The organism is Streptacidiphilus monticola (assembly GCF_042658505.1).
GTDB lineage: Bacteria > Actinomycetota > Actinomycetes > Streptomycetales > Streptomycetaceae > Streptacidiphilus > Streptacidiphilus monticola.
The window spans coordinates 18,424-32,165 of sequence record NZ_JBHSQJ010000074.1 but is presented as its reverse complement, the minus strand read 5'-3'; the positions used below and the strand labels follow the sequence as shown (position 1 = coordinate 32,165).

Below are 13,742 nucleotides of genomic sequence, written 5' to 3'. Positions count from 1 at the left end.
GGATCCTGTGCGGAAGCCGGCGCCCACGGCCTTGAAGGACGGCCAGTAGCCGAGTCCGTTGGCCGGGTTGGGCTGCTTGATGGAGGCCGAGATCATCAGCTGGCCGCCGGCGGGGGCGGCGAAGTCGCTGCGCACGGTCTGCACCCGCGCGGAGGTCCAGTTCCCGCTGCCGTCCCTGAGGGCGGTGAGGTTGAGGTGGTGGTTGCCGTCGAGGGAGAGGTTGGCGGCCGCGGTGGTGTCCGTTTCGACGCTGTTGGCACGGGAGTTGGCGCCGGTCTGTGCGGTCCAGTTGGCGGAGTCGGGAGCGGATCCCGAGGCGCCGGTGAAGTCGTCGCTCCACACCGTGGTCCAGTTGCCCGGCGGGGTGGTGGCGGTGCCGCTGGGCGTCGGGCTGGGGGAGCCGGCGCCGGCCGTGCCGTAGACCTGGAACTCCCAGAGCGAGTAGCCGTAGCCGTTCGCGCGCTGCGTGCCGTACATGCGGATGTATCGGCCGGTGCCGGTGACGGAGAGCGTCTCGGTACCGCCGGGGCCGGTGGTGGTGCTGTAGAGGTCGGTCCAGTTCTGCGCGTCCGCCGAGACCTGGATCTTGTAGGCCGTGGCGTAGGCGGCCTCCCACTGCAGGACGACCTTGTCGATCTGGTCGGTCTGCCCGAGGTCGATCTGGAGCCACTGCGGGTCGCTCCAGGCGCTGGCCCAGCGGGTACCGGTGTTGCCGTCCACCGCGTTGGCGGCGACGTAGCCGGCGCCTTCGATGGAGGAGGCGGTGGCGGTCGCGCCCTGGGACAGCAGGGTGTCGGCGGCGCGGGCGGCACCCGCGCCGCCGACGAGGGCGTAGAGCAGCAGGGTCACGGCGACCGCGCCGAGCGCGACGGCACGGACGGCACGGGCGGGTGGGGAGGTTGCCATCGGCACTCCTGGCGGGTGGGCGGTGGGGGCGGAGGTGCACGGCTGTACGGGAAGCTGGGGCTGGAGAACGCTCTCCGATAGAGCGCTCTCACGCCAGCCTGTGATGGTTCTCGCTCGTTGGGGCACTGTCAAGGGAGCGGAAAAAATCCGCAGATTGAGCGGGTGTGAAGGGTTTCTGGAAGGAGGTGGCTGACTTGGCATTCAAGGCGCAGGGTGCTCAGATGGGAGAGCGATCTCCGACAGGACGGCAAGGTGTTCCCCAGGGGACGGCGGGTCTCAGCCGGACGCCCGCACGACGAGTTCCGGGTCGAAGAGCACGGCGCGCGGCGGCGCCGTCGGGGCGTCGAGGGTCTCCAGCAGCAGTGCGGCCATCTGCGCGGCCATCTCCTCCACCGGCTGGCGCACGGTGGTCAGCCGGGGACGGCAGGACAGGGCTGCGCCGCTGTCGTCGAAGCCGACCAGAGCGACGTCCTCGGGGACTCGTCGGCCGTGCTCGCGCAGGACGTGCAGGGCGCCGGCCGCCATCAGGTCGTTGCCCGCGAACACCCCGTCCAGATCCGGCTGTTGGGCCAGCAGTTCCCGCATCGCCTGTTCGCCGCTGTCCTGGGTGAAGTTGCCGACCGCGACGGGGACGTAGGCGTGCCCGTGCCGCGCCATCGTGTCGCAGAAGCCGTCGAGCCGGGCGCGGCCCGCGTGCAGGGCCAGTGGTCCGGCGATCGCCCCGACCTGGCGGCAGCCGCGCTGGAGCAGGCGTTCCGCCGCCAGGCGCCCGCCGTCCTGGTGGGCCAGGTCGACGTAGGCCGCCCGGAGTGGCTGCTCGGGGCGGGCGAACAGCACCGTGGGCAGTCCCGCCTGCACGAGGCGGCGGGGGAGCGGGTCCGCGGGATCGATCGAGACGACGAGGGCGCCGTCGGCTGCTCCCTGGCGCAGGCGGGAGACGACCTGGGTGCGCGAGGCGTCGCCGCGGGCGAGCATCAGCAGCGGATGCAGACCGCGGGGCCCGAGATGGGCGAGGACGCCGGTCAGCACGCGCCCGAAGAAGGGGTCGGCGAAGACCTGCGCCCCGAACTCGGCCAGTGCGCGGGCCTCTTGGGCGTCCTGGCTCCTTGGTTCCGCCTGGCCCGACGTGCCTGACGGGTCGTCGGCGTCGCCGCCGGACATGACCAGTGCCACGACGCCGCTGCGTCGCGTGATGAGCTGGCGTGCCGCGAGGTTCGGCACGTAGCCGACGGCGGAGACCGCCTGCAGCACCGCCCGCTGGATCTCCGGGGCGACGTTCCGGGTCCCGTTGACGACCCGGGAGACCGTGGCACGGGACACCCCGGCCGCCCGCGCCACGTCCTCCAGCGTCGGGCCCGCCGCCCGGCCTGCGCCGCTCATCGCCATTCCCCCTGTATAACAGAGGATGAGAGCGCTCTCCAGCGATGGGAGCAGATCAGGCGGCGGTTCCGGGACGGGCCCGCCGGAAATGCGGGCCGGTCAGAACCAGTGGAGGCAGTGCGGCGCGCGTTCGGCGCGGAAGAGGGCGTCGGCACGGGTGGCCGCGTCGGGGCTGTGGGCCGCGACGTGCCCGGCGCGCACCAGCGTGCTCGGCAGGGTTCCGCCGAGGTAGACGGCACCGAGGTCGCGGATGTCCAGCGACAGGTCGGCCTCGGCGTCGGTGGGGACGCACTCCGCCTCGCCGTCGCGGACGCTGAGCAGGTAGCGGCCGTGCTCGCCGAGGAACGGGTCCTCGACGTCGAGGACGAGCTCGCCGTCGGCGAACCAGCCGCGGGAGGTCAGCGCCCGCGGCACGTCCAGCAGCCGCACCCAGAGCCAGTCGGTCGTGCCGGTGGCCTCGCCGGCGCGGAAGTCCGCGAGCTGCCAGCGCAGCGGATGGTCCGGCGGCACGTGCTTGAACACCACCTGGGTCACCAGGTCGTGGCCGAGCGCGAACTGCGCGAGCGCGGTGAACACGGCGTCGTCGCCGGTGATGATCTCGTCGACCGTCAGGGTGCCGTCGGCGAGCGCGTAGCTGGCGTAGCCGTCCGGGACGCCGGCGGCGTCGCGGTGGACGGCGACGTAGCGCGGCGCCCGCGACACCGGCGGCTGCCCGGCGCCCCGGGCCCACCAGTGGGTCGGCCGGGAGAGCGCGCCCGGCTGGGTGCGGCGGTACCGGTCGTAGACCTGCTCCAGCAGGGCGCCGCACTCGGCCCGGCGCAGGACGTCGACCGAGCCGCTCGGCCGGTCGGCCGCCGCTCGGGGCGACCGGGGGGTGTGGAAGGAACCGCGGTGGCGCTGCACCGTCAGCCGCCCCGTATAGGTGGCGGGCCCGTAGCCGAACCGCCCGTAGATCGTGGCCTCGGAGGCCAGCAGCACGGACAGGAACTCGCCGCGCTCGCGCAGGCCGGTGAGCTGCTTCCGCATCATCCCCGTCAGCACGCCCTGGCGCCGGTGGGTGGGGAGCACGCCGACGGCGGTCACCCCGGGCGCCGGGACGACGACCTGGCCGGGCAGGGTGAGCTCGAAGGAGTACGTCCCGGCGGTACCGATCGGACGGCCGTCCGGCGCCACGGCGAGCACGCCCCGGTCCATCTCGTAGGCCGCCCAGAGCACGCCGCCGCCGTCCTCGTCCGGAGCGTTCCGGACCAGGCCGAACGCGGTGTGGACCGTGTCGACGAAGAGATCGAGGTCCTTCTCGGTGGTCGAACGGATCTCCATGGCGGGTGGCGCCTCCCCCTGAACGGCGCCACCCTGTGCGGCGCCCGGCACAGTCCAGCGCCGACGCGTCGTCAGGTCAACCGAATATCGGACAGGCTCTAGGCGGGACGAGCGGTTCCTGACGGCTGCAGGAGTGGGGGCACGAGTCGCGGGGCAACCGCGTCGGCGGGAGCCCAGGAGCGAAGCGAGGGAAGCGAGGTCGGCAAGGTGAGCGACAAGGGCGGAACGTTGCAGCAGGTCCTGACGCACCCGACTGGGACGCTGCTGTCCGTCGCGGGCCGGGTGCCGGGCGCGGGCGTGGTGCGCGGGGCGGCGAACAACGTGCTGGAGCTGGTGGGGGCGGTGTCGCCGCGGTCCCGGCGGATCGCCGAACGCGCCGGCGCGGGGGTGCGGGAAGCGGCGGGCGTGCTCGACTGGCCCTTCGCGACGGTCGGCGCGGCGGTCGCCGGGTTGCTGCCGGGGCGCCGGGAACCCGAGGCGGAGGCGACGCCGACGCCGCTCGACGTGGCCAAGGTCGCGGAGGCGCACCGGCAGGAGCACATGCCCCAGCCTGAGCCGCAGGCTCCGGAGGAGACGCCGTTCGAGGAGCTGGACACCCCGTCCGACCGACTCCCGTAGCCAGGTGACGGGTCGTCAGCTCGGGGCGTCCGCGGGCTGGGCCTCCGTGCGTGGCTGCGCTGCCACGCACGGTCCCGCATCTCTACGACTGCGCGAAAGGTTGCCCAGAGGCGAGAGGTGCGGCCTTAAATGGGTGGTGCCGTGTCGTGGCGCCAACCGGAGGTGCGCATGTCCGTTCCAACTGGGGGGAGGCTGCGCCGCTTCGGGCAGCTGACGTGGCTGCGGGCCAAGGACCCGGGCCTCGCGGCCACCCGGCGCGCGGCGCGGACGGCCCTGGTGATGCCCGCCCTGTTCGCCCTGTGCAACGAGGTGTTCCACTCCCCGACCATGGCGAGCTTCGCCGCCTTCGGGTCCTTCTCGATGCTGCTGCTCGTGGACTTCGGCGGCCCCTTCACCGAGCGGCTGCGCGCGCAGGCCGGTCTGGCGGTGGCGTGGGCGGTGCTCATCTGCTTGGGCACGCTGGTGGCGCAGATGACCGGGCTCGCCGTGCTGACCACTGTGGTGATCGCCTTCGTCGTCCTGTTCAGCGGAGTGGTCAGCTCCGTGCTGGCCGGCAGCGCGACCGCGCTGCTGCTGGCCTTCGTCCTGCCGGTCAGCTCCTCGGTGCCGCTGTCGCAGCTGCCCGACCGCCTGGCGGGCGCGGGGCTGGCCGCGGCCGTGGCGCTGCCGGCCGTGGTGCTGCTGTGGCCGCGCCCGACGGCCGACCCGCTCAGCGGGCCCGCGTCCCTGGTGTGCCGGACGGCAGCGGCGCAGCTCCGCGCGGAGGCCGCGCGCCTGGACGCGGCGGACGGGGCGGCCGTCGCGGCGCACTGCCTGGTGGCGGCGCTGCGCACGGCGCACGCCAGCGCGCGGCTGCGCAAGGTCTTCGACGCCACCCCCTACCGGCCGACCGGACTGTCCACGACCTCGCGCGCGCTGGTCCGACTGGTGGACGAACTCACCTGGCTCAGCGCCATCCTGGCCGACCATCCCGCGTACGACACCGCGCCGCCGAGCTGCGATCCGGCGGCGCGCGCGGCGCGCCGGGCCGCGGCCGGGGTGCTGGAGGAGGCCGCCACCCTCCTTTCGGACCTGCGCGGTGACCTGGCACCGCTGCGGGCGGCCGTCGAGCAGCTGCGCAGCAGCATGAGGGCGCTGGAGCGCAGCTCGACGGCGCGGCTGCCCGTCGGCGGCCCGGTCGGCGACAGCCCGGCGGAGGTCTACGGGTTCATCGCCACCCTCGACCCGTCCTTCCGGGCCCAGGAGCTGGGCTTCGCGGTGCTGCAGATCGCGGGCAACGTCGCCCGTGCCGCGGCGGCCGAACAGCGCAGCTGGCCGGACCGGCTGCTGGGGCGCGAACCGGCGTCCCTCACCGACCCGTTGACCTCGGCGCGGGAACGGGCCGCGGCCCATCTCGGGACGCAGTCGGTCTGGCTGCACAACAGCCTGCGCGGTGCCGTCGGGCTCGGGGTCGCGGTCCTGCTGGCGGACCTGACGAGTGTTCAGCACTCCTTCTGGGTGCTGCTCGGCACCCTGTCCGTGCTCCGCTCCAACGCGCTGAGCACCGGTCAGAACGCGGCCCGCGCCGTCCTGGGCACGGTCGTCGGTTCGATCCTCGGCGCGGGGCTGCTGCAACTGGTCGGCCACCACAGCACGGTGCTGTGGTTCCTGCTCCCCGTCGCCGTTCTGGTCGCCGGGATCGCCCCGGCCGCGATCTCGTTCACGGGCGGGCAGGCGGCGTTCACGGTCACGCTCGTGGTGCTGTTCAACATCGGCCAGAACCCCGACTGGCACATCGTCCTGCTCCGGGTCCAGGACATCGCCCTGGGCTGCGGCGTCAGCATCCTGGTCGCCCTGTTCTTCTGGCCCCGCGGAGCCGCGGCCGCCGTCGACAAGGCCCTGGCCGAGGCGTACACCAGCAGCTCCCGGTACCTCGCCGGGGCCGTGGACTACGCCCTGGGACACTGCGGCCCGGCGGAGGCCGGGGCGCCGGCCGGGAAGCCGACGTTGGCGGCACGCGAGGCGGCGGCGTCGGCGCGCCGCCTCGACGACGCGTTCCGCACCTACCTGGCCGAACGGGGTGCCAAGCCCGTGTCCCTGGCGGACATGACCACCCTGGTCACCGGAGTGGTCGGCCTGCGCCTGGCCTCGGACGCCGTGGTGTCCCTGTGGCACCGCAGCGGGCCGTCCTGCGGTGACGCGGACAAGACCGACGCACAGCGGGCGATCCTCGGGTCGAGCGCCCGGGTGACCGAGTGGTACCGCGGCCTCGCGGCGAGCCTGGAGAGCCACACCCGGGCGCCGGAGCCGGTCCCGCCGCATCCGGAGTCGGCAGCCCGCCTCGTCGAGTCCGTCCGCAAGGACCTGATCGACGGCGACGGCCAGGCCACAGCCCTGGCGGTCCGGGTGATCTGGACCGGCGACCACATCGAGGTGGCCCGCAGGCTTCAGCCCGTCGTCGCCGGGGCGGCGAACACCGGGGTGGTGGCTGCCGCGACCTGACCGACGTTCCGTCAGGTCCCCTGCCGAGCATGCGGCTTGGCCCGGCGACGCGGCGTCGGCCCGGTGCGCTGCCGACCGGGTCACGGGGCGGGGCTGCGTCTTCGCGGGAACTGCCCTGTATGCGGCCGGAGTTGGGGCTGAGCCACTCCGTCGCGCCCCGGTGGCGGAGGCCCGGGCCCGTCCACGAGTTGCGGGGGTCCGCCGGGGCGGGTTGTGTGACGTACGGCACGCCGGTGCGTCCGAGCGGCCGAGCCGTGCCACTGACCGCTGGAGGCGGAGATGGGCAGCGTGGAAACGGGCAACGCGGGTGCGACGGGGACGCCGCCGGTGGCGGCCGGCGAGATGCGCCTGGAAGTCGTGGTGGTGCCGGTCTCCGACGTGGACCGGGCGAAGCGGTTCTACCAGGGGCTGGGCTGGCGGCTCGACGCGGATCTCGCGGTGGAGCCCGGTTACAGCGTCGTGCAGGTCACCCCGCCGGGCTCGCTCTGCTCGGTCATCTTCGGCGAGGGCGTGACGTCGGCCGCGCCGGGCTCGGTCCAGGGCCTGCAGTTGTCCGTCTACGACATCGACGCCGCCCGCAAGGAACTCGTCGGGCGCGGCGTGGACGTGAGCGAGGTGTTCCACGACGCCACCGGCGTCTTCCACCACGCCGGAACCGAGAAGCGGGTGGACGGTCCGGCCCCGGAGCACGCGGACTACGGCTCCTTCGTCTCCTTCAGCGACCCGGACGGCAACGGCTGGCTGCTCCAGGAGATCAAGAAGCGCCTGCCCGGCCGCTGAGGCGGAGCCGCTGACCGAGGAGGAAGCGATGCCCACGACGTACGACTCCGTGGACGATCTCGCCGCGGCCCTGCGCCGGGCGGCCGACGCACACGGCAGGCACGAGGAGCGCACCGGCCAGGAGGACCCCGACTGGCCGGACTGGTACGCGCTCTACATGGTGCGCGAGCGGTCCGGTGAGGAACTGCCGACGTGAGCGAGCACTTCGACGTGATCGTGTTGGACCGTCGCTCGGCGGGCGAGCACTGCGCCGGGGCCCTGGCCGACGGCGGCCTGCGAGTCGCGCTCGTGGGGCGCGAGCTGGTCGGCGAGGAGTGCTCCTCGTGGGGGTGCATCCCGTCGCATACGCGCGGCGCGATCAGTTCTGTGCGGGGACGCGCGACCACGGACCGGTGCGAGGAGAGCGGCAATGGCAGCCCCAGTAGCGCGTGAGCCCGAACTGCTCGGCCAGACCGTCGTGGTGATCGGTGGCAGCGCCGGCATCGGACTGGAGACCGCCCGGAGGGCGAGAGGGGAAGGCGCCGACGTCGTCCTGGCCGGGCGCAACCCCGAACGGCTGGAAGGTGCGGCGGCCGAGGTCGGCGCCCAGGGCACGGCGGCCTTCGACGCCACCGACCGGGCGGCGCTGGCGGCGTTCTTCCGGGACCTCCCCGAGCCTGTCGACCACGTCATGGTGACGGCGGGCGGCCCGAGTTACGGGCCGCTGCTGGACATGAGTGCCGCCCAGGTGCGCGACGCGATCAGCGACCACGCCGTGCTGGAACTGGAGGTCGCCCGCAACGCCGTCGGCCGGGTGAGGCCCGGGGGCAGCCTCACCTTCATGGGCGGCACCGGTGCACGACGGGTCGGCCCGGGTCTCGGCGTCGCCTCCGCCGCGACCAACGCGCTGCCGTCGTTCACGGCGGCCCTCGCGTTGGAACTCGCGCCGATCCGCGTCAACCTCATCGCCGCCGGCTTCGTCGACACCCCGCTGTCGGCCTCGCTGCTGGGCGACCAACTCGACGCCCGTCGGGCCGAGTTGCGTGCCACGCTGCCGATCGGCCGGGTCGTCGGCCCCGCCGACGTCGCGGCCCTCGCGGTCCATCTCATGGTCAACACGGCGCTGACCGGTGCGACGTACGACATCGACGGCGGCCAGCAGTTCGTCTCCTGACGTACGCCCGAAGACGGGGGACCCGAAGACGGGGGAGGGGCGGGGTGCGGTCACGCCGGGGAGGTGGGCGGAGCCGGGCGCTTGTTCCAGCCGTGAAACGGCGTCAGGTCGCCCGAGTCCCATGCCTCGCGCAGGCCGGGCTTGCTCAGGTCCCAGTCGGGGCGGATCTCGCGGGAGGCTTCGCGCAGGTCGCGCCAGAGGTCGGCGAGGGACGGTCGGCCCCAGAACCAGTAGCCGTTGTAGACGCTGTGCACGACCAGGCCCGGCTTGAGGACCAGGGTGTGCGGGATCATCGGGTTGTGGTCGGGGTCGGTGTACTCCGCGATGTCGAGGTCCTGCTGCACGATGCGGCCCGGGTCGGACAGGAAGGTCCACTGGGCCCCCACCGAGGCGCGGAACTCCTGCAGTTCGTGGTGGTCGTCCGTCGCGATGGTGACGACCTGCGTGTAGGCCACGGCGATCTTGGGGTAGAAGGCTGCGAGTTCGAGGTGCTGCTGGTGCTCCTTGGGGCAGTAGTGGCCCCGGGCGAGGGTGAGGATCATCGGGTCGTCGCCCTGCAGCTCGCTGAGGCGGCGCGGCACGTCGGCGTGGTCGGGCAGTTCGTAGTCGGGGAACGTGCCCCCGGGGACGATGTCGGAGCGCATACGGGAAGCCCTTTCGTCTGGCAGCGCGTCAGCTGGTGCGCCGGGCGGGGTCGTTGGGGTGCTCGCTCAGCGGGGTCGTCACCGTGGTCAGCCAGGGGGCGAGGGGGAGCGAGTCGAGGCTGTCCTTCATCTCGGCCGGGGTGTGGGCGCGGAACAGCCCCAGCGCACGCCCCTCCCCGGGCGTCCGCCACAGCCGCACCAGGCGTCCTTCGCGAGCCAGGGCCTTGGTGCGGACCGCCTCTCCCGCCGTGGCCTCCTCGTAGGCGTGGGCCTGGGAACCGTCGGGGGCCGCCACGGTGAACGTCACCAGGTACTCGGTGGCGTCACCCGAGCTCTCGACCACGCCGGGGCCGGGGTCGTTCGGGTGCGGCGTCAGCGGCGTGACCTCGTCGGTGCGCCACACGCGCAGCGGCATCGAGGAGAGGATCTCCTCCAGGCGTTCGGGGTCGGGTGCGGAGAAGAGTCCGAGGGAACGCCACTCGCCCGGCTGGAGGGGAGGGCGCCACAGCCGCTCGAGCCGGCCCAGCTCGGCGAGCCTGCGGGAGTTCGCCGCCTCGCGGGCACGGACGTCGTCGACCTCCTCCTGCGGGGTGCCCTCGGGGACGTGGGTGGTCATGGTGACGAGGAAGTCCATGGCAGGGCTCCTGGGGTCGGCGCTGCTGTGGTCGTGGTGGTGCGGGTCGCGGGGCCCGGGGCCGGGTGAGCCGGTGCGCGACACCCGCACCCCTGACTCTGGCGCGCCCGGCCGCCCTTCGCATCCGTGCCGGGCCCCCGGTGTCCGCCGGAATGATCCGAGCGCGGCGCCCCGGGCGCCGCCCCCAGGGCGGGAGGTGCCCCCAGCACGGGCCGGCCACCCCATCCGGGGTGGGAGGTGCCCCACGGCGGCCCAGCGCCCGCTTGGGTCCGTCCCCGCGCGCGGCCACGGGGTCGAACCCCCCTGCGGCGGAAGCCGCTGAAGAAGTAACTCACTTGGCATTCACAGCAGTTCACGGGGATTCGGCCGGCTCGGGCGGTGGAGTGCGCCTGCGCCGTTCGCCATGGGGCGCAAGTCGCGGGCGACGAAAAGTTTTCGTACGTCCCAAGGCATTGTCTGCGGCAGGAGGAGACTCCAGGATTTGTCAGCGCGGAAACCAAATCCACCCAGGAGCCGTATGGACAACCACCTCTCACCCCGGGCCAGCCGCAGATCCGTGCTCGGAATGGGCCTCGGGATCGCCGCCCTGGCCACCCCGCTGGGGTCCGGACTCGCCCTGCCCGGCACAGCCGCTGCCGCCGCGGCACCCGCGCGCGGCAGTACGCCGCAGCCGACCGACTTCGGGTCGTACATCTCGTTCGCGCCCACCTCTGGCAGCCTCGCTCTGGTCGAGGGCGGCCGTGCGCTGCCCGTCGTCGTCAGCGACGCCGACTGGCCGGGCGTCGTGCGCGCCGTCGGAGACCTGCAGGCGGACATCGAGCGGGTCACCGGTGTCCGGCCGGCCGTGTCGGGCGTGGTGCCCGCGCGCCGGCGCGAGGTCGTCATCGTCGGAACCCTCGGCCGCAGCCCGCTCGTCGACGGGCTGGTCGCCGCAGGCAAGTTGGATGTGAGCGCCGTCGCCGGCAAGTGGGAGACCTCGCTCGAGGCGGTGGTGGAGAAGCCGCTCCCGGGCGTCGACCGCGCCTTCGTGATCGCCGGAAGCGACCAGCGCGGCACCATCTTCGGCGTCTACGACGTCTCCCGCGGCATCGGCGTCTCCCCGTGGTACTGGTGGGACGACGTCGCGCCGATCAGGCGCGAGGCCCTGTACGTGCTGCCGGGCGCCCACACCCAGGGCACGCCGGCGGTCAAGTACCGCGGCTTCTTCATCAACGACGAGAACCCGGCCCTCGGCGGGTGGGCGCCCGCCTACTTCGGTCCCGGCAAGGCTCCCGGCTACGAGGGCGGGTTCAACGCCGACTTCTACGCCAAGGTCTTCGAGGTCATGCTCCGGCTCAAGGCCAACTACCTGTGGCCGGCCGTCTGGGGGCGCGCCTTCGCCGAGGACGATCCGCAGAACCACGCCACCGCCAAGCGCTACGGCGTGGTCATGGGCACCTCCCACGAGGCGCCGATGATGCGCGGCATCGAGGAGTGGAACCGCCACGCGGTCCCGGCCGTCCGCGACAGCTCGGGCGCGATCGTGACACCCGGACACGACCCCTACGGCGGTACCGGCGAGTGGTCCTTCCGGCACAACGCCGAAGCCCTGAAGGCGTACTGGCGCGACGGCATCCAGCGCATGGTCGACCAGGAATTCGAGGGCGTGGTCACCCTCGGCATGCGCGGCAACGGCGACGTCAGCCTGCCCGACGGCGACGGCATCGAGCTCATGACCGAGATCATCGCCGCCCAGCGGCAGATCCTGGCCGAGGTCACCGGCAAGGACGTGACCACCATCCCCCAGGTGTGGACCCTCTACAAGGAGGTGCAGCGCTACTGGGACCGGGGCCTGCGCGCCCCCGACGACGTCACCGTTGTGCTGGTGGACGACAACTGGGCGAACATCCGCAAGCTCCCGGACGTGCGCAACGACCCGCGCAGCGGCGGCTACGGGCTCTACTACCACTTCGACTACGTGGGCGTCGGCCGCAACTACAAGTGGGTGGACACGACATCGCTGCCCAACATGTGGGACCAGCTCAACCAGACCGTCACGTACGGCGGCCACGGCCTGTGGGTCGCCAACGTCGGTGACATGAAGGGCAACGAGCTGCCCACGCAGTTCTTCCTCGACTACGCCTGGAACCCGCGCCGCTGGCCGCTCGAGGCGCTGCCGGAGTGGGAACGGCAGTACGCCCGGCAGAACTTCGGTGAGCAGCAGGCGTCCGCCATCGCCGAAGTGCTCGCCACCTACGCCCAGTTGCAGTCCCGGCGCAAGCCGGAGCTGCTCAACCGCAGGATCACCGTCGACCCGGCCAAGGACCTCGCCCAGGACTCCTCCGCCGTCGTCTACGACGACCAGGCCACCCCCTTCAGCATGACCGACTACCGGGAGCTGGAGCGGGCCACCGAGGACTGGCGGCGCCTGGCCGAGCAGGCCGCCCGCATCACGGCCCGGATCCCCGCGGACAACCAGGACGCCTGGTACGAGCTGGTCGGCTACGAGGTGCAGGCCACCGCCAACCTCTACGCGCTGCGCGAGGCGGAGTTCACCAACCTTCGCTACGCCGCCCAGGGCCGGGCGCTGACGAACGACCTGGCGGCCACCGCCGAGGCCAGGCTCCGTGACGACTTCGCCCTGGCCGACCGGTTCAACTCGCGGATCGCGGGCGGCAAGTGGAAGGGCTTCCAGACGCAGCCCCACATCGACTACGGCGACGTCGCCCGCTACGGCCCCAACGCCCCGTGGCAGGAACCGGAGTTGAACAACTGGGCGATTCCGGACGTGCTGTTCCCCGCGGTCCGGCGGATCGACCTGCCCGCCAAGGCCGCGATGGGCGTGGCGATCGACGGCTCGGACGCGTGGTGGCCACTGGAGCAGGGCGAAGCGGTGCTGCCGGTGTTCAGCCCGTACCAGTCCCAGCCGGCCCAGTTCGTGGAGGTGTTCAACCGGGGCACGACGCCGTTCGAGTTCCGCGTGAGCACGGGTGTCCCCTGGCTGACGGCCGACCGGGTCCGCGGCCGGGTGGAGCAGCAGGAGCGGATCCTGTTCGCGGTGGACTGGAAGCGCGCGCCCCGGGGCACCACCCGGGTGCCGGTCACGATCACCGGGTCCGAGGGCACGACGGTCGTCGTGCAGGCCGTGGTCGACCAGCCCAGCGTGCGTGGCGCGCTCCGGGGTCACGTGGAGGCCAACGGCTACGTCTCCATCGAGGCGGCCCACTACTCGCGGGCCGTCGGCACGGGTGACATCTCGTGGGTCACCCTCCCGCGGATCGGCCGTACCGGCGACGGCGTGGAGCCCTTCCCGGTCACGGCGTCCCGGCGGAGTCCCGGCGGGACGGGCGCCTGCCTGGAGTACCAGGTCAGCCTGTTCACCACCGGGCCGGTCACCGTCTGGGCGTACCTCTCGCCGCGCAACAACCCGCTGCCGACGGACGGTCTCAAGTACGCGGTCTCGTTCGACGACGACGCCCCGCAGATCGTGGACGTCATCGCGGCCACCGGCTCCAGCGACGCGACGATGAACGCCCAGTGGGCCCGCAACACCTCCGACAACGTCAACCGCACCAGCACGGTGCACCGGATCACGGACGCCGGGTTGCACACCCTCCGGTTCTGGATGGTCGACCCGACGGTGGTGCTGCAGAAGCTGGTGATCGACACCGGCGGCCTCAAGCCCAGCTACCTCGGCCCGCCGGAGAGCCTGCGGCTGTCCTGAGGACGTCCCCGGGACGGCGGCGTCCGCGGACCGCGGCCGAGCGGTCCGCGAACCGCCGCCACCCCCGGGTGCAACAGGGGGTCCGACCAGGTCGGGGTGCGGTCGTACCCGGCGCGCAGGCGC

The 13,742-nt window shown here is 73.1% G+C and carries 11 protein-coding genes and 1 pseudogene; 7 read left to right on the top strand and 5 right to left on the bottom strand.

Going from position 1 to position 13,742, the window contains the following annotated elements:
- Positions 1 to 441 precede the first annotated feature (441 nt).
- The 3 genes and pseudogenes from ACFP3V_RS32100 to ACFP3V_RS18310 form a co-directional block, all read right to left on the bottom strand.
- Positions 442 to 906: pseudogene (locus ACFP3V_RS32100) on the bottom strand (discoidin domain-containing protein); the annotation flags it as partial.
- Positions 907 to 1,182: 276 nt separating this feature from the next.
- Positions 1,183 to 2,286: a LacI family DNA-binding transcriptional regulator gene (locus ACFP3V_RS18315; RefSeq protein WP_380584723.1), complete on the bottom strand. Its 1,104-nt coding sequence runs from the start codon at positions 2,284 to 2,286 to the stop codon at positions 1,183 to 1,185.
- Positions 2,287 to 2,385: 99 nt separating this feature from the next.
- Positions 2,386 to 3,606, bottom strand: coding sequence for a GNAT family N-acetyltransferase (locus ACFP3V_RS18310; RefSeq protein WP_380584721.1), 1,221 nt, complete (start codon positions 3,604 to 3,606; stop codon positions 2,386 to 2,388).
- A gap of 207 nt (positions 3,607 to 3,813) precedes the next feature.
- Here ACFP3V_RS18310 and ACFP3V_RS18305 point away from each other — a divergent pair, with 207 nt between their 5' ends.
- From ACFP3V_RS18305 to ACFP3V_RS18280, 6 genes are all read left to right on the top strand, one after another.
- Positions 3,814 to 4,224 carry a hypothetical protein gene (locus tag ACFP3V_RS18305; RefSeq protein WP_380584719.1) on the top strand — a complete coding sequence of 137 codons (411 nt, stop codon included), beginning with the start codon at positions 3,814 to 3,816 and terminating at the stop codon, positions 4,222 to 4,224.
- A gap of 168 nt (positions 4,225 to 4,392) precedes the next feature.
- The gene (locus ACFP3V_RS18300; protein ID WP_380584717.1) at positions 4,393 to 6,705 is read left to right on the top strand and encodes an FUSC family protein; all 2,313 of its coding nucleotides are present in this window, start codon (positions 4,393 to 4,395) and stop codon (positions 6,703 to 6,705) included.
- A 279-nt stretch (positions 6,706 to 6,984) separates the two neighbouring features.
- Positions 6,985 to 7,485: a VOC family protein gene (locus tag ACFP3V_RS18295; RefSeq protein WP_380584715.1), complete on the top strand. Its 501-nt coding sequence runs from the start codon at positions 6,985 to 6,987 to the stop codon at positions 7,483 to 7,485.
- Positions 7,486 to 7,513: 28 nt separating this feature from the next.
- Positions 7,514 to 7,681 (top strand): hypothetical protein, encoded by a 168-nt coding sequence (locus ACFP3V_RS18290; RefSeq protein WP_380584713.1) that lies wholly within the window; start codon positions 7,514 to 7,516, stop codon positions 7,679 to 7,681.
- Positions 7,678 to 7,917: a hypothetical protein gene (locus tag ACFP3V_RS18285; RefSeq protein WP_380584711.1), complete on the top strand. Its 240-nt coding sequence runs from the start codon at positions 7,678 to 7,680 to the stop codon at positions 7,915 to 7,917. The genes ACFP3V_RS18290 and ACFP3V_RS18285 overlap by 4 nt, the downstream gene beginning before the upstream one ends.
- Positions 7,895 to 8,638, top strand: a complete 744-nt coding sequence (locus ACFP3V_RS18280; protein WP_380584709.1) for an SDR family oxidoreductase — start codon at positions 7,895 to 7,897, stop codon at positions 8,636 to 8,638. The genes ACFP3V_RS18285 and ACFP3V_RS18280 overlap by 23 nt, the downstream gene beginning before the upstream one ends.
- Before the next feature lie 50 nt (positions 8,639 to 8,688).
- Here the strand turns inward: ACFP3V_RS18280 and ACFP3V_RS18275 are convergent, their stop codons facing one another.
- Entirely contained in the window at positions 8,689 to 9,282 is a 594-nt protein-coding gene (locus ACFP3V_RS18275) for a redoxin domain-containing protein (protein WP_380584708.1), read from the bottom strand.
- A gap of 28 nt (positions 9,283 to 9,310) precedes the next feature.
- Entirely contained in the window at positions 9,311 to 9,916 is a 606-nt protein-coding gene (locus tag ACFP3V_RS18270) for a muconolactone Delta-isomerase family protein (RefSeq protein WP_380584706.1), read from the bottom strand.
- 517 nt (positions 9,917 to 10,433) lie between these two features.
- Between ACFP3V_RS18270 and ACFP3V_RS18265 the strand changes: the two genes are divergently transcribed.
- Positions 10,434 to 13,619 (top strand): glycosyl hydrolase 115 family protein, encoded by a 3,186-nt coding sequence (locus ACFP3V_RS18265; protein WP_380584704.1) that lies wholly within the window; start codon positions 10,434 to 10,436, stop codon positions 13,617 to 13,619.
- Positions 13,620 to 13,742: the final 123 nt, after the last annotated feature.